At 58.6% G+C, this 23348-nt stretch carries 21 protein-coding genes; 11 read left to right on the top strand and 10 right to left on the bottom strand.

What is annotated here, in order from left to right; all coding sequences use genetic code 11:
- Nucleotide 1: 1 nt before the first annotated feature.
- The 3 genes from ACP90_RS27905 (at nucleotide 2) to ACP90_RS07820 (ending at nucleotide 2414) form a co-directional block, all read left to right on the top strand.
- Nucleotides 2–457, top strand: a complete 456-nt coding sequence (locus ACP90_RS27905; protein ID WP_082809902.1) for a very short patch repair endonuclease — start codon at nucleotides 2–4, stop codon at nucleotides 455–457.
- Nucleotides 451–1776 (top strand): type II restriction endonuclease, encoded by a 1326-nt coding sequence (locus tag ACP90_RS27900; RefSeq protein ID WP_082809690.1) that lies wholly within the window; start codon nucleotides 451–453, stop codon nucleotides 1774–1776. Before ACP90_RS27905 ends, ACP90_RS27900 begins: the two co-directional genes overlap by 7 nt.
- 263 nt (nucleotides 1777–2039) lie before the next feature.
- Complete coding sequence (locus ACP90_RS07820) at nucleotides 2040–2414, top strand: mannan-binding lectin (RefSeq protein WP_201030456.1); 375 nt, start codon at nucleotides 2040–2042, stop codon at nucleotides 2412–2414.
- A 33-nt stretch (nucleotides 2415–2447) separates the two neighbouring features.
- Here the strand turns inward: ACP90_RS07820 and ACP90_RS07815 are convergent, their stop codons facing one another.
- Complete coding sequence (locus tag ACP90_RS07815; RefSeq protein WP_062487748.1) at nucleotides 2448–2804, bottom strand: hypothetical protein; 357 nt, start codon at nucleotides 2802–2804, stop codon at nucleotides 2448–2450.
- A 494-nt stretch (nucleotides 2805–3298) separates the two neighbouring features.
- Between ACP90_RS07815 and ACP90_RS07805 the strand changes: the two genes are divergently transcribed.
- The 3 genes from ACP90_RS07805 (at nucleotide 3299) to uvrB (ending at nucleotide 7183) form a co-directional block, all read left to right on the top strand.
- Nucleotides 3299–3562 (top strand): hypothetical protein, encoded by a 264-nt coding sequence (locus ACP90_RS07805; RefSeq protein WP_062487746.1) that lies wholly within the window; start codon nucleotides 3299–3301, stop codon nucleotides 3560–3562.
- Nucleotides 3563–3695: 133 nt separating this feature from the next.
- The gene (locus ACP90_RS07800) at nucleotides 3696–3968 is read left to right on the top strand and encodes a DUF1344 domain-containing protein (protein WP_022997996.1); all 273 of its coding nucleotides are present in this window, start codon (nucleotides 3696–3698) and stop codon (nucleotides 3966–3968) included.
- Between the two features lie 284 nt (nucleotides 3969–4252).
- Nucleotides 4253–7183, top strand: a complete 2931-nt coding sequence (gene uvrB, locus ACP90_RS07795; protein WP_062487744.1) for an excinuclease ABC subunit UvrB — start codon at nucleotides 4253–4255, stop codon at nucleotides 7181–7183.
- A gap of 1047 nt (nucleotides 7184–8230) precedes the next feature.
- Here uvrB and ACP90_RS07790 read toward each other — a convergent pair.
- From ACP90_RS07790 to ACP90_RS07785, 3 genes are all read right to left on the bottom strand, one after another.
- Nucleotides 8231–8518, bottom strand: a complete 288-nt coding sequence (locus tag ACP90_RS07790) for a GIY-YIG nuclease family protein (RefSeq protein WP_055655763.1) — start codon at nucleotides 8516–8518, stop codon at nucleotides 8231–8233.
- Between the two features lie 337 nt (nucleotides 8519–8855).
- Nucleotides 8856–9029 (bottom strand): hypothetical protein, encoded by a 174-nt coding sequence (locus tag ACP90_RS28400; RefSeq protein WP_158514164.1) that lies wholly within the window; start codon nucleotides 9027–9029, stop codon nucleotides 8856–8858.
- Between the two features lie 262 nt (nucleotides 9030–9291).
- Nucleotides 9292–11199, bottom strand: a complete 1908-nt coding sequence (locus tag ACP90_RS07785; RefSeq protein WP_145915726.1) for an OmpA family protein — start codon at nucleotides 11197–11199, stop codon at nucleotides 9292–9294.
- A gap of 236 nt (nucleotides 11200–11435) precedes the next feature.
- Between ACP90_RS07785 and ACP90_RS07780 the strand changes: the two genes are divergently transcribed.
- A complete protein-coding gene (locus tag ACP90_RS07780; RefSeq protein WP_062487740.1) occupies nucleotides 11436–12641 on the top strand; it encodes a DUF1176 domain-containing protein in 1206 nt (401 codons plus the stop codon).
- 120 nt (nucleotides 12642–12761) lie between these two features.
- Here ACP90_RS07780 and ACP90_RS07775 read toward each other — a convergent pair whose 3' ends face one another.
- Both ACP90_RS07775 and ACP90_RS07770 read right to left on the bottom strand, forming a co-directional pair.
- Nucleotides 12762–13136, bottom strand: a complete 375-nt coding sequence (locus ACP90_RS07775; protein ID WP_062487738.1) for a hypothetical protein — start codon at nucleotides 13134–13136, stop codon at nucleotides 12762–12764.
- Between the two features lie 101 nt (nucleotides 13137–13237).
- On the bottom strand, nucleotides 13238–13528 hold the full coding sequence (locus tag ACP90_RS07770) for a hypothetical protein (protein ID WP_062487737.1): 291 nt from the start codon (nucleotides 13526–13528) through the stop codon (nucleotides 13238–13240).
- Between the two features lie 267 nt (nucleotides 13529–13795).
- On the opposite strand from ACP90_RS07770, the gene ACP90_RS07765 reads away from it, so the two are divergent.
- Together ACP90_RS07765 and ACP90_RS07760 are read left to right on the top strand one after the other, a co-directional pair.
- Nucleotides 13796–15277, top strand: a complete 1482-nt coding sequence (locus tag ACP90_RS07765; protein ID WP_022998005.1) for a hypothetical protein — start codon at nucleotides 13796–13798, stop codon at nucleotides 15275–15277.
- A gap of 175 nt (nucleotides 15278–15452) precedes the next feature.
- Nucleotides 15453–16055, top strand: coding sequence for a sugar transferase (locus ACP90_RS07760; protein ID WP_158514163.1), 603 nt, complete (start codon nucleotides 15453–15455; stop codon nucleotides 16053–16055).
- 9 nt (nucleotides 16056–16064) lie between these two features.
- On the opposite strand, the gene ACP90_RS07755 is transcribed toward ACP90_RS07760, so the two are convergent.
- The 3 genes from ACP90_RS07755 to clpS form a co-directional block, all read right to left on the bottom strand.
- Nucleotides 16065–17213 (bottom strand): aminotransferase class V-fold PLP-dependent enzyme, encoded by a 1149-nt coding sequence (locus ACP90_RS07755; protein WP_062487734.1) that lies wholly within the window; start codon nucleotides 17211–17213, stop codon nucleotides 16065–16067.
- On the bottom strand, nucleotides 17213–18217 hold the full coding sequence (locus ACP90_RS07750) for an NAD-dependent epimerase/dehydratase family protein (RefSeq protein WP_062487733.1): 1005 nt from the start codon (nucleotides 18215–18217) through the stop codon (nucleotides 17213–17215). Before ACP90_RS07750 ends, ACP90_RS07755 begins: the two co-directional genes overlap by 1 nt.
- Before the next feature lie 284 nt (nucleotides 18218–18501).
- The gene (gene clpS / locus ACP90_RS07745; protein WP_022998009.1) at nucleotides 18502–18804 is read right to left on the bottom strand and encodes an ATP-dependent Clp protease adapter ClpS; all 303 of its coding nucleotides are present in this window, start codon (nucleotides 18802–18804) and stop codon (nucleotides 18502–18504) included.
- A 430-nt stretch (nucleotides 18805–19234) separates the two neighbouring features.
- Here clpS and ACP90_RS07740 point away from each other — a divergent pair, with 430 nt between their 5' ends.
- Together ACP90_RS07740 and ACP90_RS07735 are read left to right on the top strand one after the other, a co-directional pair.
- Complete coding sequence (locus ACP90_RS07740; RefSeq protein WP_062487731.1) at nucleotides 19235–19798, top strand: chalcone isomerase family protein; 564 nt, start codon at nucleotides 19235–19237, stop codon at nucleotides 19796–19798.
- A complete protein-coding gene (locus ACP90_RS07735; RefSeq protein ID WP_208993483.1) occupies nucleotides 19795–21120 on the top strand; it encodes an MFS transporter in 1326 nt (441 codons plus the stop codon). The genes ACP90_RS07740 and ACP90_RS07735 overlap by 4 nt, the downstream gene beginning before the upstream one ends.
- Before the next feature lie 59 nt (nucleotides 21121–21179).
- On the opposite strand, the gene ACP90_RS07730 is transcribed toward ACP90_RS07735, so the two are convergent.
- Nucleotides 21180–23327, bottom strand: coding sequence for a bifunctional diguanylate cyclase/phosphodiesterase (locus ACP90_RS07730; protein ID WP_082809688.1), 2148 nt, complete (start codon nucleotides 23325–23327; stop codon nucleotides 21180–21182).
- Nucleotides 23328–23348: the final 21 nt, after the last annotated feature.

Raw genomic sequence — 23348 nt, 5'->3', positions numbered from 1 at the left:
TGTGGCCGACATTGTCGACAAGGCAACACGCTCCCGGATGATGTCGGGAATCAAAGGCAAGAATACTAAACCGGAATTGACCATTCGCCATTTTCTTCACAAGGCAGGCTACAGATATCGGTTACATGTGAAAGAATTACCCGGCAAACCGGATTTAGTCTTTCCAAAACATAAAGCTGTTTTGTTCATAAACGGCTGTTTTTGGCACGGGCACAACTGTCACCTCTTCAAAATACCAAGCACAAGAAAAGACTTCTGGCAGGAAAAAATTTTGCGCAACGCTTCTCGAGATAGGGAAGTATTTCAAAAATTGAAAGATTTAGACTGGCGTGTCGGCGTAATCTGGGAATGCTCGCTGAAAGGTCGAGATCGCCTCAAGCTGGCAGATATTCTAACCAAGATATCTCTTTGGCTTAATTCCGATGATTATTTCTTAGAAGTTCGAGGCCAATGTTAGCATCCCCTATTGAATACTTGACAGATATTTTAAAGAATACGAATGAGCCTCTCTTTTGCAAGGTCTTGTCTCGTAATGACCATGTGTGGGCGGACCGAAAAAGCAACGAAAAGGGAAAAGGAAAACAAGGCGGTTTCTATGTGCCTTCAGAGATTCGCACTTCCGGCTTCTTTCCAGACCAATCAGCTCAACTCTCTCGACCGCACATTTTTGACACCGGAGTGTGGACAGTTTGGCCGCAAGCTGCCGATCCGACACCCAAAGAATCAAACTTTGTTCATTATTCAAACAAAGGCCCTGAAGCTCACTTCACAAGACTCCCAAAAGAAGTTTTTTCCGCACTTGGACCATCTTCTCTTTTGGTTGTTTCACAACCTAAAAACCGTAGAGCTACAAAAGCCTGCTGGACGGCTATCGTAATTCCTTCAGGAACATCTGATTACGATGATGCATTTGAATTACTTGGCCTCCAACCTGGCTTCCTCTATGGGCTCGTTAGCCCTCCCAAAACTCAACCAGACGAGGAACTTGCGGAATTAATCCTCAAAGCGCTTATCGACCAGCAACTCCCGCAATTCATTCAATCTTCATTGCTCACTTCAGGCAAAGATTTCGCGTTAGAAACACAATCGGCGTATCTTAAAGAGAGAGGTTTAGATTCCTTTGATGTCTACGGCTCTCTGAGCAACCCAGGAGACGAGATTCTGGGTCTCTGCGACGCTCAGTACGAGAAATACAAGCACTTTGAACTCCGCCTTAGATCCGCTCAACTTGTTCAAATACTAGATCAAGCTCGACCAACCCTTAGAAACCAAAGAGATACGGTACATGCAATCGTTTCAAGTTTTCCTGAAATTCTCGAATTATTTAAAAGTTTAAGAGGGGCCCGAGCCTCACGTATGGGAAGAGCATTCGAATTGCACATTGAACGTGTGTTTCAAGATTCAAGAATCCCTTACGCCGCTCAAGCAAAAATTGGCAACCGAAAGCCTGATTTCCTTTTTCCATCTCTTGAGGCTTACAAAAAGGATCCTAGATCTACGTTTATACTAACAGCAAAATCAACGCTCCGAGAAAGATGGCAACAGATCTTAAATGAAGGCACTGGCCTTCCGATTTTTCTAGCTACTTTGGATCGAAGTATTACCGATCAGACTATTAGCGATATGGAAGTTTCCGGGATAACAATTGTCGCCCCGGAACAGTTTATGAGGCGCGGATCCAAGGGCACCCCGTCTGGGGTATACAAAGGAAAATCTGCCGTTATTTCGTTTCGCAAGTTCTTTGACGAAATTATTCCTTCAGCCCAAAAAGTTTGATTTGGACTAAGACCGAGACGACCGTAGCTCATCACCAATCCATCACGTGCCTAAAGTGCACAGGTCTTAAATTCAATGAAGAATGCCACAGATTTGTAGCGGAGTAGTGAGGGCCTCAGCTTGCTCCCTAAATATAAAAGCTGTTCTTCTCTTCCCTGTAAGGGGGAAACCTGAGCAAGACTACCTTTCAAGAGATGTTCCCGGTCGACAGGGACAGATTCGTGCAGGAAACTGCTTTGAATTGCCTGTTTACGGAGGTCCCGATGCGATTGCCGGCCTGTCTTGCTGTGTTCTTGTGCGTGCTTTTCGCCCTTCCCGCCACCGCCCTTGCCCAGACCTACAACGTCGAAGCCGGGCCGATCTGGAACAATGGTGACGCGCAGGCGAAATGTCCGCGTGTCTGCGGCGGGCTGGCAGCGCGCTGGAATGGGCAGTGGCATACGACGGTACAGGGGCAGATGTCGGTCTGTGCGTGTGAGAAGGCCAGCCCGGGACGTGAAATCCAGGCCGGGCCGATCTGGAACAACGCCGATGCGCAGGGCAAATGCCCCGGCATCTGCTTTGGCAACGGTCTCAGCTGGAGCGGCCAGTGGCGTACCACCGTGCAGGGACGCATGTCCGTTTGCGACTGCCGCTAGCCCGCCCGTGGGGTGGGCGGACGCGACCGGGTGTCACTTCGTGCAGCCGTTGACATCGGCTGCGCAGTAGAACCCATCCGATGAATTGCCGCAGCAATAAAGGAAACCGGGCGAGTCGCAGTAATACTCCGATGAACCGCAACGGCCGGCAACCTGCATCAACGGGCCCTTGTCAGACGATGACCCCGGCAGTTCCACGGCGCCGGAAAGGCGCGGCGACATGTTGGGCATCGGCGGCACTTCAAGCCCGCCATCCAGACTTGCAAGAACAACTTTCGCTGCTGTCAGATCCGGCTGATGGGTCAGGTCCAGCGGATCGGCTCCTGCCGGGGTAACCGCGTAAAACATGCCGGTCAGCAGCGTGATTTCAACAATAGTTCTCAGTCTCATCTTTCGCCTCCTCCGCGCAAGATGCAGCTTGTCTGCTTGTGATCTGATGGAGCCGATTATAGCACGAGACCGAAACCCCGAATATTCAGCAAACTACGCAGCACGCAAAAGATTTACAAAGAGAAACAACAGCCTCACGTGGGCACATCACCCTTTGAAGGTGTATTTTCCGGCGCGTGTGCCTGGGCTTCCAACGCGCCCAAACGTGGCGAAAATCCTGCCGAAAAGGCGCTCAAAGCCCTGCCGGAAACCTGGCCAGACAATATTTTTTGCACCCCTGATTTCGAACAAATTTCCGCCGCAATCCAAGCGCTGAATCCACGTCAGCAGGGTCAAGCGCGTCCCGCGTAAGCCACTCACCAGGCAGTGCTTTTGGACTTCCCAAGGCATGAGATGGATAGAGAACCCAAGCCGTCATGACATTGGCAACAAGCCGTCATGGCCGCGAAACCACTGCACCTTCAAACATCTCTGTCCTTGAAAGGATATCTGCAATGGCCATTCGCGGCTTTGTCCTTGGTGCTGCCTTCCTTGCTGCCGGCCTGGCGCCCGCAGCTGCCGACAGCGTGACCGCTTCCGTAGAGACCTGGAACCCGGCAACTCGTACGCTTGTTCTGAGCGACAAGACACAGTTCCAGACAATTTCCAGCTCCGTCGCTGTGCCGGACACCCTGGCTGCGGGAAAGACTGTCACCATTCACTACAATGGCTCGGAAAACGGCGTCGACTCGATCCTCTCCATAGAGGTTCAGCCCTAAGCCAGCGTCATGCCACTGCGCCACGAAACTGCCTCGGCCTGACGGAGGCTGACGGTGCGCCGCCTTCATTTTCCAGGATCCGCGAAGCCCCCGAGACCGGATCCTGACGCCCCTTTTGCACAAGGAGACGTGAATGCCAAAATGGCTCATCGCGATTGCGACGGCGCCGTTGTTGCTGACTTTGCCCCCGCACGGCCTTCGGTCCGCGCTCGCAGATGAAATCGCAGGTACGATCCTGTCCATCGATCCCTTCGAAGGCCTGTTTTCCCTAGAAGACGGGTCCAGGTTTCTTCTGACCGATACGCTCAGTTCGCAAGATCTGATGATCGGATCGGAAGTCCTGATCACCTTCACGACAACAGTGTCCGGCGACCGCCTGGTGACCGCACTCCAGGTCGTGAACTGAACTGCCCGGCATCTCGCCCTGTCATTCTCACTATCCGGACAGGGCGAACGCCAGCCCGATACTGGCCAAGGCCCCATCAAACGGCCAATGTCCAACTTTTCCATCGGCCCGCACCACCTGCCCTTCGCGGGCCGATTTTTTTCTGATCATCATCCACCGACCACTGCCTGTCGGCGGACTTCCTGACACCCTTATGTCAGGAGACTGACAGGAAGTGGCAAAAAGCGGAACAAACCCGCAACCACCCCCTTTCCTCACGCGCGCAACCGGACCATATTGCGGCCATGAGCAAGCGCCCGACCAAATCCTCCTCCGACGACACGACCTCTGCTGACGGCTTCGGCGAAGCGCCCCAGAAGTCACTTTCGGGAACGCCCCTGTCCGGATCGATCAGTGATTGGGCAGCGGAAATATCGCAGGAAGCAGACAAGCCGGAGCCCAGGAAGGCAGCCCCCCGGAGCGCTGGTGAGGGAAAAGAGGATCGGACCGACGGTGCAGCGTCACGGAAGTCAGGCCGCAAGGCCGGTGCCACCGTGAGTGCGAAAAGGGAAAAGCCAACCAAGTCGTCACGCGGCACCTCCATCGGCAAGGCAGACAGCGCCCGCGAACGCGCGGCAGGCGGCCTCAACCCGGTGGCCGGTCTCGACATGTCGCTGGAAGAGGCCGAAAACCTCGAAAAGCAGCTCAAGCAGCACCAGAAAGACAACAAGAAGAAGAACAAGGAAAGCAAGTACGGTGAGCTGACCGGCAACCAGGGTGCCACGGCGACCGTCGAAGCGCTGTCCGCGTTGATCGAAAGCGGTAACCCCCTGCACAAGAACGGCGAGCTCTGGGTGCCGCATCGGCCGGAGCGCCCGGAAAAGTCCGAAGGCGGCGTGCCGATCGTTCTGAAATCCGCCTATGAGCCCAAGGGCGACCAGCCGACCGCCATTGCCGACCTGGTGGAAGGCATGGAAAACGGCGACCAGACGCAGGTTCTGCTCGGTGTCACCGGCTCGGGCAAGACCTACACCATGGCGCAGGTGATTTCCCGTACCCAGCGTCCGGCGTTGATCCTGGCACCCAACAAGACGCTGGCGGCCCAGCTCTACGGCGAATTCAAGTCGTTCTTCCCGGACAACGCGGTCGAGTATTTCGTTTCCTACTACGACTACTACCAGCCGGAAGCCTATGTGCCGCGCACGGACACCTATATCGAGAAGGAAAGCTCGATCAACGAGCAGATCGACCGGATGCGCCACTCCGCAACCCGCTCGCTGCTGGAGCGCGACGACGTCATCATCGTCGCCTCGGTGTCCTGTATCTACGGTATCGGCTCGGTCGAAACCTACACCGCCATGACCTTTGCCATCGAGGTTGGCGAGCGTATGGACCAGCGCCAGCTGATCGCCGATCTTGTGGCTCTTCAATACAAGCGCAACGATGCCGCTTTCCAGCGCGGCACCTTCCGGGTGCGCGGCGACACCATCGAGCTGTTCCCGGCCCACTACGAGGACACGGCGTGGCGCATTTCCATGTTCGGTGACGAGATCGAGTCGATCACCGAGTTCGATCCGCTCACGGGACAGAAGTCGGGCGAGCTGAAAAGCGTCAAGATCTACGCCAACTCGCACTATGTCACGCCCAAGCCGACGCTCAACCAGGCAATCAAGTCGATCAAGGACGAACTCAAGCACCGGCTTGAGGAGCTGAACCAGCACGGCCGCCTGCTGGAGGCTCAGCGGCTGGAACAGCGCACCATGTTCGATCTGGAAATGCTGGAAGCCACCGGCTCCTGCGCCGGCATCGAGAATTATTCCCGCTATCTCACCGGCCGCAAGCCGGGCGAGCCCCCCCCCACCCTGTTCGAATATCTGCCGGACAACGCCATCGTCTTCGCCGACGAGAGCCACGTCACGATCCCGCAGATCGGTGCCATGTACCGGGGCGACTTCCGCCGCAAGGCGACGCTCGCCGAATACGGCTTCCGCCTGCCGTCGTGCATGGACAACCGTCCGCTGCGCTTCGAGGAGTGGAACGCCATGCGGCCGCAGTCCATCGCGGTGTCGGCAACTCCCGGTTCCTGGGAGATGGACCAGTCCGGCGGTGTCTTTGCCGAGCAGGTCATCCGCCCGACTGGGCTGATCGATCCACCGGTGGAAATCCGCCCGGCTACCAGCCAGGTGGATGACCTTCTGGGCGAAGTGCGCGAAGTGGCCCAGAAAGGCTACCGCACGCTGGTGACCACGCTTACCAAGCGCATGGCCGAGGATCTGACGGAATATCTGCATGAAAACGGCGTACGCGTGCGTTACATGCACTCCGACATCGACACGCTGGAACGCATCGAGATCCTGCGCGACCTGCGCCTCGGCGCCTTCGACGTGCTGGTCGGCATCAACCTGCTGCGCGAAGGCCTCGACATTCCCGAATGCGCGCTGGTCGCGATCCTGGATGCGGACAAGGAAGGTTTCCTGCGCTCCGAAACATCGCTGATCCAGACCATCGGCCGCGCGGCGCGTAACGTCGACGGCAAGGTCATCCTCTACGCCGACAACATGACCGGTTCCATGGAACGGGCGATCGCCGAAACCAACCGGCGCCGCGAAAAGCAGCTCGCCTACAACGAGGAAAACGGCATCACCCCGGAAAGCGTCCGCCGCTCCATCGGCGACATTCTGGAAAGCGTCTACGAGCAGGACCACGTCACCATCGATGCCGGCTTCGCAGAGGAAGGCAACCTCGTCGGCCACAACCTCAAGGCCCATATCGAGGATCTGGAAAAGCAGATGCGCGATGCCGCCGCCGATCTCGACTTCGAGACGGCAGCCCGCCTGCGCGACGAGATCAAGCGCCTGCAGGCAACCGAACTCGCCGTCGCCGACGACGCCATGGCCCGCCAGTCCGACGTCGACGGCAAGACCGGCGGCTACAAGGGCGACCGCAAGTTCGGCGCCGGCGGCACCAAGGAAGGCGCGAGCGGCAAAAAGAAACAGACCGCCCGCGACAAGGCCCAGGCCGCCAAGGACCGAAACGCCTTGCCCGCCCCCAGCGCCAAGGTGCGCAAGAACACCCTCGACGAAATGACCGTCGGCCGCACGGAAGTCCCCCTCGGCTCGTCAGACCCGGTCAAACCGCTGGTGCGGGCAAAGATCGGCGCGGGATCCTACGAAGACCCCGCAGAGGAGAAGCGCAACCGCGGACGACCGAAGAAGAGTGGGCGTCCGGGACGGTAAAGAGATCCCCCCGCTGGAGGGTATTCAAAGGCTCGACGGACCGGGATGACGAGGCTTGGATTGATCGCATCGACCTGCTTTGTCGTCATCCCACTCCCTGACGGAGCCCAACACAGAAGCTTCGATTGTCGAACAGACACGGCATAGATTGCAGGGTCGAGCCCTGCAATGACGGTGGAAGCCTGAAGCTGCGAGGCGACCAAAGCCTTTCGTCAACTCCGTCATTCCGGACAAGCGCAGAGAAGCTGCGCGACGTTCCGGAACCCAGCGCATCAGCGCGAGCGGAGCTCGCACCTTAGTCCCCTCTCCATGGGAAATGAGCGCGCCTGTGGCGCAGATTATGTCTGGATCCCGGATCTGCGTTCGGCGTTGCCTCACTTGTCCGGGAGGACGGGTGGGTGGAGCTAGGGACAGGTGTCTTTGACGATAAGCTCGGCGGCGAGACCAGTCCTACGACGCTAACGCCTCCTGTTCGTGATGCCTTGGCGAACTGGCAAACCTCTCCTCCCCAACGTCATTCCGGACAAGTGCAGCGAAGCTGCGCGCCGATCCGGAACCCAGCGCATCAGCGCGAGCGCAGCTCGCTCCTTAGTCACCTTCTCCATGGGAAATGAGTGCGCCTCTGGCGCAGATTATGTCTGGATCCCGGATCTGCGTTCGGCGTTGCCGCACTTGTCCGGGATGACCGGTGGGTGGGGCTGAGTCTGCGGGTATCCAGGAAATCCAAGGGGGCTGCGTGGCGCTTTACAAAAGCGCCGACGACGATAGGTCCAGCTCGTCAGACCTTACGAAACCAGCAGATCTCTCCTCCCCACAGTCATTCCGGACAAGCGCAGCGAAGCTGCGCGACGATCCGGAACCCAGCGCATCAGCGCGAGCGAAGCTCGCACCTCAGTCACCTTATCCATAGGAAATCAGCACGCCTGCGGCGCAGATTATGTCTGGGTCCCGGATCTGCGTTCGGCGTTGCCGAACTTGTCCGGGAGGACGGGTGGGTGGGGTTGAGGCTGCGGGTATCCAGGAAAACCGAGCGGTCTGCGTAGCGCTTTACAAGAGCGCCGACGACGATAGGTCCAGCCATTCCGGATTACTGCGTTCGATGAGGTCAATCTTCCAGCTGCGCCGCCATTTCTTCAGCTGTTTTTCCCGAAGGATTGCCTCATCCATCCGTTCAAACCGTTCTGCATGAACGAGCCTGGTAACCCCGTAGGTCTTGGAGAAGCCGTCGATCAGGCCGTTCTGGTGCTCGTAGAGGCGGCGCGGGAGGTTGGAAGTCACGCCGATATAGAGCGTGCCGTTGCGGTTCGAGGCGAGAATGTAGACGGCAGCGGGCATGGTGCGACTATTCCGTGCATCGGCTGGCCTTGCAAGAAACAAGTTCATGCCTTTGGCATGAAATATGTCTGGGTTCCGGATCGGCGCGTAGCTGCGCTACGCTTGTCCGGAATGACGGGTGGGGATGAGAGCCCCCCCTGTTTCCTTAGGCCTCTGGAGCCCTAAGGCTGAGGCGGTCGGCGGGCTGGCTTTACCAACGGATCTATCGTCAGGGTTACCATTCCCAGGCCACACGCACCGTCATTCCGGACAAGTGCAGCAAGGCTGCACGCTGATCCGGAAACCAGCGCGTCAGCGCGAGCATAGCTCGCTCATCTTCTTACGAGATCTGAGCCGTTCAGATGCCCTTGAACAGCACGCCGGCGGCCAGCACGGCCCAGGAACCGATCAGCAGGTGGACGGTGGAAACGCCGACGCTGGGGATGGCGACGCCCAGCATGGGGAGTACCGCGACAACGAAAAGGGCCAGAGAAATCAGGAAAACGATAATGGAAGGGGGTGTCAGTCGCATGAAGACCTTCGAAAATGGTTCTGTCGTTCGGGCCGCTCGCCTATGGAGGATCGGCCAGGAGGATCGTATCAATCCCGGACCACCCGGAGAATGCCGGCGCGGACCGATCTGTGCGGCCACATGAGCCGGGTCGTCAGAAATTGTCAATGTCAGTTATGGCAAGGATGATGCCTTCCCACATCTGACGAGGTCTTCCTGTCCCGGGCCCGGTTCGTGGCAGGAAACGCGGCGCCAATAAACTTGGCGCCGCGCCGCTATCCTGTTACCTGCGCGCGCTCAAAAGCGGCGTGATGTTGCGGATCGTCACGCGGCGGTTGCGCTCTTCAGCGCCTTGCGTATCGACCTTCAGATAGTCCTCGCCATAGCCCTGAACGACCATGTTCTCCGGCGACACGCCATAAATGTCCGCCAGAATACGGGCGACGGTTTCAGCACGGCGGTCTGAAAGGGCAAGGTTGGAAACAGCGGAGCCGACAGCATCCGTGTGACCTTCGATCAACAGCACCGTCGTCGGGTCCTGATCGATCAGGGCCTGGGATGCGCGGGCGATGTCCTCAAGTTGCGGAACCTGGCTCTGGCGCACCACGGCGCTGCCGGTGTCGAAGGTGATCGTGTCGAGATCCACCCGGCGCACCTTGTCGCGCAGGCGTTCGTTTTCACGAATGTCGCGCAGGGAATAGGCCTGTTCCACCTGTTCCACCGGCGGCGCAGTGAAGGTCTGGTAGATCTCGTCATAGTTCGCCCGGCCCGCCGGAACGATGTAACGATCGCGCGGGATGCCAACTTCCAGCGGCGGCAGTTCGCGGTCGTAGTTACGGCGACGGTGGTTGTATTCGCGATTGTCGATCAGCACATATTCGCGGCCATCCGGCAGAAGGCGTGAGCGGTAAAGCACATAGCCGCCCTCGTCGCGGATGGTGATGATCTTCACGCCGTTGGTGCGGGTGACGGTTTCGCGCGTGCGGCCGCCACGCAGGCGTTCGGCGTGGAATTCGTCATCACCATAGCGCAACAGGCTGCTTTCGTCCTTGCGCACGAAATATTCGCCGTCCCGCTCGACGATGATACGGTCACCCTGATCCTCGACCACCTTGCCGCCAAGGGCCGGGATCAGCATACCGACGCCGACACCAACAGCCGCGGCACCAAGCAGTTCCAGCCTGCGGTCGCGGGCTTCATCACGGCGGCGTTCTTCCTTCGCCTTGATCTCGGCGCGCTGCGCTTCCGTGACGTCGTCCGAGACGACGGCCGCCGGTTCCTCCGCCGGTGCGGCCGCCTGAGCCGCGATCGGCTCACCCGGCTCTTCGGTCACGGTTTCATCTGCCGCGGTGGCTTCGACCGGGGCGACAGCAGGTGCGATCTCTTCAGAAGCCTGCGGCTGTTCCGCTGTTTTCTGATCGGCACCAGCTTCATCGGTAGCGGTTTCTTCCACTGCCTGCTCTGCTGGGGCGGTTTCCTCGGCACTCTTCTCGGTGCTCTCCTGCGCAGTGGGTTCCTCGGCCGCAGGCGCTTCAGTCGAAACGGCATCCGCCGGCTGTTCTTCCGCCTGCGGTTCAGCGCTTTCCACGGCATCAGCCGGTTGCTCTTCCACCGGTTGTTCGGATGCCGGCTCGGCCGCGGTCTCTTCCGCGGGCGCAGCTTCTTCGGCAGGCGCTTCCGGTTTGGCCTCCGGCGCGGTCGTTTCTTCTGTGGTCAGGGGTTTTTCCACCGGTGCGGTTTCTTCAACCGGAGCGGCGGGTTTCTCGGCGGGAGCTGCCTCTTCCACGGGGGCTGTCGGTTTCGCCTCAGGCTGCGCATCTTCCGTCGCGACGGGCTCAGTAGCGGCAGGCGCCGGCTCTTCCGCCTGGGTTTCCTGAGCAGCTTCGGGGGCAGTTTCTTCCACCGCACCTTCTTCAGGTGCCGGCTCGGCAGGGGCTTCTTCAGCCGGAGCTTCCGCGGCAGGAGCTTCCGTAGCAGGTGCTTCTGCGGCGGGGGCTTCTTCGGCAGGCGCGTCAGTGGCTGGCGCTTCTTCCGCAGGTGCGGCTTCCTGGTTCTTGCAGGCTTCCTGATCCGGATTGGCCGCACAATCGACGGTCGTCTCCTGAGCACGTGGCAGGCCCGGCTGCAGTGGCAGGCCGATCGCCAGGACAAGCGCCATGGCCGTTGAATTTCGAAGCAATCTCGACGTCATTCTTTTCATCCTCTCGCCCCCCCAACGAACTTTCCCGAACCGATCACGGCCTGGAACACTCGAAGGAAAACAAGTGACCGGAGCTTTTGTTCCAACGTCATTTTCGCGGATGCGGTTGTGCCCTCGCGTCACCTCGACTTTCCGTACATCCGTCTTTCGCCCGATTGACTTGCGGTCGCACAGGGTCATGGTGGGGTGGGGCCGGCGACCAGCCGGCATTGTCAGAGGGGGCTGACATGACAAAACAAATACTTGCATTTTCATCGCTCGCGCTGGTCCTTGCCGGGCCGGCGGCAGCCGAATTCGCGAGAACCGAATTCGGCGACTGGTCGCTACGTTGCAACGAGAAGACCTACTGCATTGCCGAAACCGAAGGCACCGGTTCCAATGACGAAGCGTTCAGGCTTAAGGTGGAACGCAGCGCCAAGGCAGACGCGCAGGTCTTTGTAACCCTAAGGCCGAAAACGCCACTCGAAACCGGCATGCGCGCCCGGATCGAAATCGAAGGCGACGAGGACAATGTCGGTTTCTTCGGCAAGGCTGCAAAGGTCTACACCGGCAATGAGATGACCTTCGGCGGTGACGCCGACCGGGACCTGATCGAAAACCTGCGCCTCGGCCAGGACGCTTCGATCCAGATCGAATTTGGCGGTAGCGCGGGCACGATCACCTACGAAGTCTCCCTCGTCGGCATCACCCATGCACTCCTGAAAATGGATGAAGTGCAGGGCCGCATCGGCCGGCAGGACGCCATTGTGGCCTGGGGAGGTTTGCCTTCTGCCAAAGCCACCGGCATTGCCGCAGCCGCCGCTTCATCCCCGTCACCGGCACAGCCTGCTCCCGCCCCGTCTCCGGCACCAGCCGAAACGGTTGCCGAGGCACCCGTCGACGATCTGCCGCCACCGATCATGCCATCTCAGGAGACCAGCAACAGCGGCGTCAACCGCGGCGGGATTGGTCAGGTCTATACGGTCAGCGAGCTTCCGGACGAGATCCAGATGATGGGCTACCGCACGCTGGGTTGTCAGCTTGCGGAAACGGTGCCCGCCTTCGGCGCGCAATACTACGCGGAAGGCGACGTGGAGACCTGGGTCGTTCCCTGTCAGATGGCCGACCTTAACGTGCCTTACTACATGGCGATGCATGTTCCCTTCGATCCGTCGCTGGACGAGTGGAAGGAGTTCGAGACACCCCCCGGCTTCAACCAGCCCAACCATGCCTTGGTCAACAATCTGTTCTACGACCCGGGCAGCGGCCAGGTGACGGGCACCACCTACCATTCGCCCAACTACGACTGCGGCACCTTCGAGCGCCACGAGATCGAAGCGGAAAGCGGCAACTACACCCTGATGGAATATCTCGAAAAGACCGACTGCGACGGCATCACCGGCCCGCCCGAGGGCTGGCCCCTGAGCTGGACGATCGACGAGATGGGGGATTAGAGCTTTCGCGGGAGGGGCTGAATGGAACCTTCACCCCGGAGCACCACCATTATTCCAGACAAGCGAGGTGCAAGCCGAGAGCCGATCTGGAATGGCGGTCGATTGATGCTTTGGGCGGACCTATTGCTTCTCCGGAAACAGCCCATGAAAGACTGCACACTGGACCATCAGGACGCCGTTCATGGTCTGGGCATTCATGTCGACGACGATTTCCGCATAGGCCGAGTGCGATCCCATGATGGTTTCAAGCTGGAGCTTGCATTCTTCAATGTCGCCGTCTGTCTCGATCGCCAGATCGGTTGTTTCCCCACTGCCGATGTCGAGCTTCAGGGACAGGACAAGCGGGTCTTCATCGACATGGTTTCCTTCAGCAACAGCCAGAATATCGCTGCCTGCAATCCTGTAGGTGTGAAAGACCTGATAGGCAGTGGCAGGGAGGTACGAAAAGAAAAAGAGAGCAAGACCCAACAGGAATGTCTTTTGGAAAATACGCATATCTGTCTCCGCGGAAACTTTCAGAAATCCCTGGCATTTCGGCGGATACGGCTAGTGACGTCAACTGCAATCAGTGAAGATTGAGACAACCCGGCCCGGATTTAACGGGGGACCGCCGGCAGAACGAAAAGCAGGACAATGGCAATCGCGAAAGCCGCCAGCGCCAGAAAATAGAGCCGCGCGATGCGTCGGCGTCCGGGTTCAGCTTCGTCACCAAACCCGCCAGACGTGAACATCCGTTTCCACATGCCAACGCCCTTCAGCGGCGAAAACGCAGCCTCCTCCAGAAGGTTGAGACGCTTGATGAACAGAAGAGCGCTCACATAGCCGGCAATCATCAGGAGAAATGCCAGCGTCATGAAGGTCATGAAGATCAGATAAGCGGGTGTCATGCCCTCTCTCCTTCCCACTTCGAAACGGCCCGCAAACAGTCTTTGCGGCATGTGCGGCCCGTTGCAACCCGCCACACTTGTTAACCATAGGTGCAAATCCGTTAAAATGCCGGGGATATCTGTCTTTTGAGGGTAACACTTCACACTGTATTCTGCGGTCAGCTTGCCCTGAGTCGTTGAAACCGCCAGCGCTTATGGGTTAATAAAGAGTTAAAGTTTTGCGTATCTTTCGCCGGGCGGCGCCGGCGGGAAAGTCAGGAGACAGGAATGGGCATTTTCTCGAAATCCTCGCGCCCCGGCGGTGACCAGGAGCAGCGGGTCGAGACCGTGAAAGAGGCAAGCGAAATTCAGGAAACCGCGCAGGCTCCTGAAAAGAGCAATATCGAGCATCTTTCCCCGTTCGCCCTGAAAATGCAGGAAAAGATGAACCATCTGGACGGGCTCAAGTCCCGCATCGGCGGTCTGAACCAGACCTTCGAACAGATGGCTGCGTTTGCTGCGGAAAGCCAGACGTCGATCCGCCTGATGGCCGAATACCTTGAAGGCTCCCGGACAACTGTGGAAACCGAGGTCCGGCTGAAATCCGAAAACGCCAAGATCTCCACCGACCTGCTTGACGCCGAACACAAGGTCCGGACGCTCACAACCCAGCTGGAAGATGCCCAGGCCGAAGTCCATTCCCTGCGCAAGCGTGCAACCGAGACCCGCACGGCGCTGGAAACCGCCCGTAACGACATCGTCTCCATTCGCGACAACAACAAGAAGGTCAACGAGGAATACCGGCTGCAGAGCGCCAAGCTCGTGGAAGCCAATTCCCAGGTGTCTGATCTCTCCGGCAAGCTCAACGACCTCAAGGCCAAGTTCGAGACGCTGGAAAAACATGCCGAGAGCCTCGGTTCCGATCTGGAAGCGGTTCGTCACCGCGAAAAGGAACTGCAGCAGAACTTGTCCGAAAGCGCCAAGCTGCTGGAAGATGAAATCCGCAAGAACAACCAGGTCACTAGCGAGCTGGAAGCGGTCAAGCGCGAAGTCGGTGAATTCCGCAACGACAACATCGACCTCAAGTCTCATCTGGATGTTGCAAATCAGGAACTGGCCTACGCGAAAAGCCGGCTTGAGGAAGAACAGCGCAAGCACGACAACGAGGTCTATGCGCTGAACGCGGAAATCGAAAACCTCTCGTCCCAGCGCCGTATCGGCGCCCAGTCTCTGCAGGAGATGGCGCGCGAGAACTCCACGCTGAAGGAACGCAGCCGCGATCTTCTCAAGCGCATGCAGGAAATCGAACATCTGCTCGACAGTGCGCAGAAGAACCACGAAAAAGACCGCAACGAGCTGATGGCGACCACCGCCAAGCTGCGTGAACTGAACCTGCGCTACAACTCGGCCCTGACGGACCTGAACCACCAGCGCAACCAGAACCAGAAATACGCCGACAATCTGGAAGACCTGATCGAAGAGAACAAGCGTCTGCAGCGTTACAAGATCCAGGTCGACACTGCTAACGAGCAGATCGTCCAGCTGAAGTCGGTCATCGTGAACTATCAGATGGCAATGGAAGGCCGCGGTCCGGCCGAAGAACTCGGACTGACCGAAGGCTACGATCCGGCTGCCGAGCTTGGCATTACCGAGCCGCTTTCGAACGAATTCGAGCCGATCGACATTGACGGCGACGGATCCGACGACGACGGTCCGGACGACAACACCCCGAACGGCGGCGACGACAAGATCGTCAAGCTGCGCGACTGACGCAGCCCTCTGTCCGGCATTTGTCATCCGGCCACAGATACCACGAGCAGATCAGGCCCCGGCTATCCAAGTCCGGGGCCTCGTTTTTCAAAGACCGTTTTCCTGCCGCGTTTCCGGCAGAATGTCCGGGCGCACCGGGCGTATTTCAGCGACATCCCTGTACAATGACGATTTGATGAGCAAGGTATTCGCCGCCGTTTTGTTGATCCTGCTGTCGCCGGTTCTGGCCGGCATCGCCCTTCTCGTCTGGCTTGGTGATCGGAAGGCGCCGTTTTTCATCGCCCGGCGAACCGGTCTGGGCGGTGGTACCTTTGCGATGGTGAAATTCCGGACCATGCGCCCCGGCACGAGCGACGCAAGCGCGATAACCGAGGTGCGGGACGACCGTATCACCCCCATCGGCAGTTTCCTGCGGAACACCAAGCTCGACGAACTGCCGCAGCTGTTCAACATCCTATCGGGGGAGATGGCCTTCTTCGGGCCGAGACCGGAAGACCCTGGCATTGTCGCCCGCTACTATGACGATGAGATGCGAAGATCGCTGTTGTTCCTGCCCGGCCTGATCAGCCCGGGCACCCTGTGGGCCCTGACCAATTTGAACCGGATCGAAGGCGCGAACGACGCCGAAGATGTCTATGCACGCGAAATCCTGCCCGAACGGCTCGCGCGCGATACCGCTTATTTCGAACAGGCCGGTTTCATGTCCCATACGCAGCTTGCAATGAAGACCCTGGCCACTCTGCTGCACCGGGCGGTCTCGGCTGAAAATCGGGAGTAACTGATCGCTTCAGCCAAGTTCAACTTTGAGGAACTCGCAGATCCGGGCTGCATCACCCGTGCTCAGGTCCATGTGCACCGGTAGACGCACCAGCCGGCCCCACGTGTGTTCCGCTCCAAGGCAGCTTCCCGCCAGAGTCCGCCCGGCAAAGCTGGAAAGATGCAGCGGCTTGTAGTGGGACTGCAAACCAAGCCCCATTCGGGCAGCCCCCTGCAATATCCGGTATGTCGTTTCCCGGTCCTTTGCGAGAAAGGCAAAGGAATAGCCATTTGCCTTTGTACCCTTGCCTGGCCGCAGGATCTCGATCGGCAGTTCCCGCAGGGACTTTTCGTAGTACGCCCAGATCGCGCGGCTTTTCAGGAGGATCTCTCTTGAATGCACCAGCTGGCTGTAAAGCAAGGCAGCATTCAGGTCCGGCATTTCGAAGCTCGAAGAAACCGAGGTCCATTCATAGTGGTTGACTTCGCCCCTTGCGAAGGCGGGAAAGTTCGTGCCCCGCGCCAACAGCTCTTCAACACGCTCGCGCAGGTGGGAATTGTCGCTGTTCAATACCAGCGCGCCGCCGTGCCCGGCGCTGATGATCTTGGTTTCATGGAAGGAATAGGCGGCAAACAGACCGCACGTCCCAACGGCCCGGCCATCCTGCTTGGCGCCGAAGGCCTGGGCCGCATCTTCCAGAATGACGACCCCGTGCCGATCGCACAGATCCTTGATTGCCGCCATTGGAGCTGCCGCGCCGCCATAATGCACAACGACGACAGCTCTGGTCCGGCTTGTCAGCCGTGCCTCCAGTGTTTCCGGCGTTACCATCATCGTTGCCGGATCAATGTCGGCCAGCACGATCCGCGCTCCCTTGCGGGCAAAGGCCGTCGCTGTTGCGCAGAAGGTGTACGAAGGAACGATGACCTCGTCTTCCGGCCCCAGATCCAGCGCAAGGGCCGAAATTTCAAGTGCGGACGTGCAGGAATTGGTCAGGAACACACGGTCATGGCCAACATGCTGGCTCACCAGCGCCTTCGCCTTCCGGCTATAACTCCCGCCGGAGCGCAGATGTTTGCTGCTGAGCGCCGATGCCACCGCATCGTAAGTTGCGGGTGGAATATGCGGCGCATGAAAGCGGATCGGCGGAAGCGCAGCTTCTGTCGGCAGGCTCAGCATCAGAACCTTTCTTCGTCGGCAAAGCGACGGACACGGGCCCGCATTTCGCGGTAAATCGCGCGCAGCTCCTGATCGACTGAGCTCTTCTGTCGGTACCCGAGAGACCGCAGGCGGCTGTCGTCGATCCGGTAAGCCGCATCGTTGGTTACACGATCCCGAATGAAATGAAGACCGGTGGAAACGCCGGTTATTTCGCAAACCCGCCGCGCCACCTCAAGCACAGACAAGTCCTCTTCCCCGGAAACGTTGAAGATCTCGAGCGCCTGTTCGTCCTGTGTGTTGAGCACCAGACCGATAGCGGCGGCGAGATCGCTGACGGGCAGAAAACTGCGTTCCTGGGCCCCTGTGCCTTCAATCGTCAGCTTCTGGCCCTTCAGTGCCTGCATGACGAAACGCGGAAACAGCTTTTCCGGGTTCTGTCCGGTGCCAACAGCATTGGTCGGTCTCAGGATCGTTGACCTGAGGCCATTTTGCGCAGCCATCATGACGGCTTCCTCAGCCATGGCCTTGGATGTCGCGTAGGGTGTCGTCGGCCGCATCGGAGCGGTTTCGCGAGCCTCCTCCATTGCAGGACCGTAGACTTCGTCCGTGCTGACATGAATGAAATGCTTCACGCCGGCGTCCTGTGCGCCTTTCAGAAGGGCTTCAGTGCCGGTCACATTGACGTCAAAGAAGAGTTCCGGGTCGGCGAACGACCGCGGCACATGGGTTTCTGCCGCCAGATGGATCACGGCGTCGCATTCATACAGCGCAGCAGCCACATCGATCGGCGAGCGGATGTCTCCGCGAATGACGGGAAGATCTCCCGCTTCACCGATGGGTGCCAGGCGGCGAAAATCAGCCGCGTAGGAGACCCGGTCCAGGATCACCGTCTCGGCGACATTCGCCATCCTTGCAACACGTCTGAAAACCTTGGACCCGATAAAACCCAGGCCACCGGTTACAACGATCTTGCGAAAGGAAATGTTCTGTTTCGGAGCAACTGTCTTTGCACAATGTTCCATATTGGCACAAATCCTGATATATGCAGCGTTTGATTGCATATTCAGCAGATTTCGTGCCAGTCACCTCCGGCATGAGGGTGTGCAAGGGTGAAACGCAGTCTGAGCAGCACAGCGTCCCGGGCCGGCATTTGGCGAGAACAAGTTACGACCCGGCAGTCTCCCCAAGACAAATAGCTCTTTTTTGTCAATTACCTGACACAAGAAGATCGTTTCTGCCGGCAGAGCGCGCGGCTAAGCCTGCATGGACGATGACAATTGACGAAGGAATTTAGCCGACCGTAGTTTCACTCAGGCTCAACGGTGAACTGCAGCGGATAGCCAAGCTGAACCGCAGCATCGATAGCGCGCGTAGCCTTGGTTTCGGCGACGTCTCGCGGATAGACGGAGACAACACAGATCCCCTTCTGGTGCGCTGTCATCATCACGACCTCAGCCTGGGACTCATCCAGACGGAACTCCGCCTTCAGGATCAGGACGACAAATTCCCGCGGCGTATAGTCGTCGTTCAGCAGCATCACCTTGTAGAGCTTTGGCCGCTGCACCTTCGTCTTTTGCTTCAGTTTCGGTTTGAAATCGATCTCACTCATGACAATCGTCCAAGCTGACGCCTAAGGTTCCGCACGATGCGGTCTCACCTGAGAAATGGAAATTGTGCCGGAGAATTTCACCGGCTGCATGCTGCCAGACCCGATCCGCTCCCGATGCCGTCATCTTGAGTGACGCAGCGTCCGCAGCAGGCCCATGCTTTCCCTTACTATACTGCATCGCGAAATCGAAGAAAACATGACAGCTGGAAATCTTGCCACTGTTTCGAGAAAAAACAGCAGGCGAGACATGATGAGACCGTATCGCACATAGAGCCGTGGTTTTGACGCCAGACAGCCGCGAGATGAAAAGCAGGCCGTTTCCTCTGTGGCGGTTTTCCGAAAGAAGGTTGCTTTCACTAATCCGGCAACGCGGTTCCCCCGTAGATCCTTTCAGGCTGGGTACACGACAAGATCTGCGGAGGGTTGTTCGATGTTTCCTGATTTGAAGACACAAGGGTTCCGGTGGCGCAGGTTCGCTTTCGCGCTCGCCCTGGCATTCGCTGTTGCAGCACCTGCCGGCGCGGCCTTCGCCGACCTGGGTTCAGCGGCCAGGCTGCTTCCGTCTGCCGAACTGGTTGGCAAGGGCCGGATGACCTTCCTCGGCTTCAAGGTGTTTGACGCGGAACTCTATGCCCCGCAAGGCACCTATAGCCCGTCCGCCCCTTTTGCCTTGAAGCTCACCTATCTGCGCACCTTCAAGGGCAAGCAGATCGCTGAAAGCTCGGTCAAGGAAATCCGCCGGCAGGGCGGCGTCTCGGATGCTCAGCTTGCCAAGTGGCAAACCCAGATGGAAGCCCTGTTTCCAAATGTCTCCCCCGGACAATCGATTACGGGTGTACGCACCAGCAGCGGCAAGGCCGAGTTCTATCTCGGCAACCAGAAGCTCGGCACGATCTCCGACTCGGCATTCACGAAGAAGTTCTTCGCTATCTGGCTGGGCAACAACACGCGTGATCCTCAGTTGCGTGCGCAACTGGTCGGGTCCGGTTCGTGACGACACGATTGTCGGACGACGCTGCGGCTCTGCCAAAAAAATCCGGTGATACAGGAAGCGTGACGCTTTCCGGCCTTGCGACCTATGGGGTCATGGCGTTTCCCCTGGCATTTGCCGGTTTGCCGATCTACCTGCACGCTCCGGATTTTTATGCCGTTACATTGCAGCAACCCGTGGCGACGCTCGGCGCCATTCTTCTTGCCCTGCGCCTGTTCGACGCCATCCAGGATCCTTTCATTGGCAGCCTCAGCGACCGGTTTCACCAGTGGCGCGGGACTGTTCTGGCACTTGGCGCAATCCTGCTTGGCGTGGGCTTCTGGATGCTGTTTCATCCCTGGAAGGAGGCACCGCTTGTCTGGTTTGCTGCCTCCGTGCTCATCTGCACCACAGGATATTCGGTCGTCACCATCAACTACCAGACACTGGGCGGTCTCTGGAAAACCAGTGCCTCCGACAGGACTCCGGTAACGGCGGCACGGGAAGGGTTCGGTCTTGCCGGTCTCCTCATTGCGTCGGTCCTGCCCGCCGCACTGGCAACACGGACCGGCATCGAAACGGCATTTCTCTATGTGACGCTTGGCTATCTGCCACTTTTGGCGATCTCCTTGTGGCTGCTGTTACGATGGATGCGGTCGGCACCCCTTGAAAACCCGCAAACAGCTGGTCCGGTAATGGGCTGGTGGACCCTGTTGCGGAGCCGCTGGAGGCGTCTGTTTTTCGGACTGCTGTTTGTCAATATTTTAGCAAGCGCGATCCCCGCCGTCCTGGTGCTGTTCTTCATCCGCGACAGACTGGGGGCCGAGAGCTACACAGGGCTGTTTCTGCTGGTCTACTTCCTGTCAGGCGTCATCTCGATGCCACTCTGGACCCGGCTTGCCCGACATTTCGGCAAGGTGCGGGCGTGGCAAATGTCACTGGCCGGCGCCATCTTCACGTTCTGCTGGGCCGCTCTTCTGGGAGAGGGAGATCTGACAGCCTATGCGTTTGTCTGTGCCCTGTCCGGCCTTGCGCTAGGCGCCGACCTTGCCTTGCCACCCGCCATATTGGCCGACCATATCGACACGGACCGGCGCCAGGGGGAGGCTTCGCGCCTTTTTGCGATTATGGCGTTCTTGTCCAAGTCCGGACTCGCCCTTGCCACCGGCCTCACGCTGCCTTTGTTGGGCCTGTTCGGGTATCAGCCGGGAACTGCCCTCACAGCACAACTCGGCTTTCTGCTCAGCCTCACTTATGCGGGCGTTCCCTGCCTCATCAAACTGTGCGCGCTCTTGTGCCTGATCGCGTTTGAAAAGGACCTGACACAGGAAAAACCTGCTGGGTAACCCGTCCCGGCATCTCGATACGCCGCTTGCAACCCTGATGACAAGACCGCTGCCCTGCCTCAACTGCGTGCGGCAAGATGCGAACGCAGGGAAGCCGAGCCATCGTCTTTATCGTCGACAGGCTCACACTTCGAAGCTGCCGTCTTGCGTGATGGTTGAGACTGTTTGCGCGCCTCGTTTTGCACGGGGCCGCCGTGCTGGATCAGGCGATCGACCTGCGATGGACGCCCCAGCAGAAAGCCCTGGCCTTCGTCGCAGCCTTCCTGTTGCAGGATCTCCATCTGCTCTTCAGTCTCAATGCCCTCAGCCAGCACCGGAATGTCCAGGCTCTTTCCGAGAGCCAGAACGGCGCGCACGATCGCCTTGGACTGGCGGTCCTGTTCCATTTCGCCAACAAACGCCCTGTCGAGCTTGATCTTGTCGAAGGGAAAGGTCCGCAGGGTTTCAAGCGAAGAATAGCCTGTGCCGAAGTCATCCAGCGCAAGACCGACGCCCAGATCCTTGATCTGGCGCATGATGTGCAGCGAACGGGCCTTGTCTTTCACAAGGGCGGTTTCCGTAAGCTCCAGTTCCAGGCGGTGCGGTGAAAGTCCGGTCGTCACCAGGGCTTCATGCACCAGCCGTGGCAGGTTGGTGTCCATGAACTGTACGGCGGAAACGTTCACGGCAACCCGGTAAGCCGGTTCCCATCGCGATGCGTCCTCGCAGGCCTTGTTGAGTACCCACGCTCCTAGGGAAGCGATCAACCCGTTTTCCTCGGCAACGGGAATGAACTCGGACGGTGAAATCGGGCCGATTACCGGATGGGTCCAGCGAAGCAGGGCCTCATACCCGCGGATGCCCTGGCTGGAATTCAGCGACATCTGCACCTGATAATGGATCTCGAGCTCGCCCCGCTCCAGCGCGCGTCTCAAATCTTCTGCCAGTTGCCGCCTGTTTCGAACCGTTGCACCGATGTTGGCATCGTAAAAACAGATCGTTTCGAGAAACCCATGCTTGGCGTGATACATGGCAAGGTCGGCATTGTTGACCAGTTCGTCCGGCGTCTGGGCATCGTCAGGCCAGATCGCGGCCCCGAGGCTCGCGCCAACGATGCCGTCCATGGCACCTATTTCGATCGGACGGCTGAAAACGCTCTCTATCCGTTTCGCAAAAGACAGGATTTCATCCCTGTCGCTGAAAGGCTTGATGGCTGCGAATTCGTCGCCTCCGAGGCGGGCGATGAATTCATCATCGCGCAGGATCTGCTCCATGCGCCGGGCCAGGATGCGCAGAACCTCGTCACCGGCAGCGTGGCCAAAGGTGTCGTTGATTTCCTTGAAGCGGTTCAGATCGATCCCGATCACCGCCAGTTTCTTGCCGGGGTTCAAATAGCCATCGAGATTTCCGGCAAGCTGTCTCTGGAAGCTCGTGCGGTTCGGCAAGCCCGTGAGTGCGTCATGCGCGGCAACATGGTGCAGTTGCCGCCTGGATATCGCTCGCACGTTGTTGTCGATCAGGAAGCTCGTCAGCCCGGTGCCGACAACCAGCAGGGCAACAACGGCAATCGCCAACGCAAGGGCAAGGGCAGCACCGCTATCGACCTCCGTGAAATTCTGCGACATCGGGATGATCCGCAACGCGGTCATGCCGGTGAAATGCAGGCTTACGATCCCGGTCACCATCAGGGCAACGGCAACCCAATACCGACGAGAGCCCAGGTAGGTGCGCCAGATCAAGGTGATCGCGGCAGCGGACAGGACAACAGACAAAAGGACGGACGCGACGATGTAGCCGAAGTCCCACTCGACGAGTCCTGTGATCCGGTAGGCGAACATCCCGGTGTAATGCATCGCCGCAAACGAAATTCCGACGAGAGCCCCACCCATGCCGGTCAGGATCTTTCCGCTACCGAGGCCGCTGACCACGAAACTGACAAACAGCCCGACAATCGCGATCACCAGCGAAATGAGTGTCAGAGCCGGATCAAACGAGACCGGAGCGGTCGGCTCGTACGCCAGCATTGCAACGAAGTGCGTGGTCCATACACCGCCACCACCGGCAACGGCGGCCAGAAATTGCCACCCGAGACGCTGCGTGCCTTGCGCACGCACACAACGCCGCAACAGCCGCAGGGTGACGGCCGATCCAAACAGACAAACGAGAGCTGCGAGCCCCACAAGCGCGATGTTGTGCTGATAGAAGATGCAGCCAAGCACATTGAACATGGTCGGGAATGATCCGTATAA

It is taken from the genome of Labrenzia sp. CP4, from assembly GCF_001579905.1.
Classification (GTDB): domain Bacteria; phylum Pseudomonadota; class Alphaproteobacteria; order Rhizobiales; family Stappiaceae; genus Roseibium; species Roseibium algicola.
This window is presented reverse-complemented; position numbering and strand designations above follow the sequence as displayed.

Excerpts from the sequence above, each read along its gene's own strand:
- ACP90_RS27900 (WP_082809690.1), top strand. The coding sequence starts at position 451 with ATGTTAGCATCCCCTATTGAATACTTGACAGATATTTTAAAGAATACG.
- ACP90_RS07820 (WP_201030456.1), top strand. The coding sequence starts at position 2,040 with ATGCGATTGCCGGCCTGTCTTGCTGTGTTCTTGTGCGTGCTTTTCGCC.
- ACP90_RS07815 (WP_062487748.1), bottom strand. The coding sequence starts at position 2,804 with ATGAGACTGAGAACTATTGTTGAAATCACGCTGCTGACCGGCATGTTT.
- ACP90_RS07805 (WP_062487746.1), top strand. The coding sequence starts at position 3,299 with ATGGCCATTCGCGGCTTTGTCCTTGGTGCTGCCTTCCTTGCTGCCGGC.
- ACP90_RS07800 (WP_022997996.1), top strand. The coding sequence starts at position 3,696 with ATGCCAAAATGGCTCATCGCGATTGCGACGGCGCCGTTGTTGCTGACT.
- uvrB (WP_062487744.1), top strand. The coding sequence starts at position 4,253 with ATGAGCAAGCGCCCGACCAAATCCTCCTCCGACGACACGACCTCTGCT.
- ACP90_RS07790 (WP_055655763.1), bottom strand. The coding sequence starts at position 8,518 with ATGCCCGCTGCCGTCTACATTCTCGCCTCGAACCGCAACGGCACGCTC.
- ACP90_RS28400 (WP_158514164.1), bottom strand. The coding sequence starts at position 9,029 with ATGCGACTGACACCCCCTTCCATTATCGTTTTCCTGATTTCTCTGGCC.
- ACP90_RS07785 (WP_145915726.1), bottom strand. The coding sequence starts at position 11,199 with ATGACGTCGAGATTGCTTCGAAATTCAACGGCCATGGCGCTTGTCCTG.
- ACP90_RS07780 (WP_062487740.1), top strand. The coding sequence starts at position 11,436 with ATGACAAAACAAATACTTGCATTTTCATCGCTCGCGCTGGTCCTTGCC.
- ACP90_RS07775 (WP_062487738.1), bottom strand. The coding sequence starts at position 13,136 with ATGCGTATTTTCCAAAAGACATTCCTGTTGGGTCTTGCTCTCTTTTTC.
- ACP90_RS07770 (WP_062487737.1), bottom strand. The coding sequence starts at position 13,528 with ATGACACCCGCTTATCTGATCTTCATGACCTTCATGACGCTGGCATTT.
- ACP90_RS07765 (WP_022998005.1), top strand. The coding sequence starts at position 13,796 with ATGGGCATTTTCTCGAAATCCTCGCGCCCCGGCGGTGACCAGGAGCAG.
- ACP90_RS07760 (WP_158514163.1), top strand. The coding sequence starts at position 15,453 with ATGAGCAAGGTATTCGCCGCCGTTTTGTTGATCCTGCTGTCGCCGGTT.
- ACP90_RS07755 (WP_062487734.1), bottom strand. The coding sequence starts at position 17,213 with ATGCTGAGCCTGCCGACAGAAGCTGCGCTTCCGCCGATCCGCTTTCAT.
- ACP90_RS07750 (WP_062487733.1), bottom strand. The coding sequence starts at position 18,217 with ATGGAACATTGTGCAAAGACAGTTGCTCCGAAACAGAACATTTCCTTT.
- clpS (WP_022998009.1), bottom strand. The coding sequence starts at position 18,804 with ATGAGTGAGATCGATTTCAAACCGAAACTGAAGCAAAAGACGAAGGTG.
- ACP90_RS07740 (WP_062487731.1), top strand. The coding sequence starts at position 19,235 with ATGTTTCCTGATTTGAAGACACAAGGGTTCCGGTGGCGCAGGTTCGCT.
- ACP90_RS07730 (WP_082809688.1), bottom strand. The coding sequence starts at position 23,327 with ATGTTCAATGTGCTTGGCTGCATCTTCTATCAGCACAACATCGCGCTT.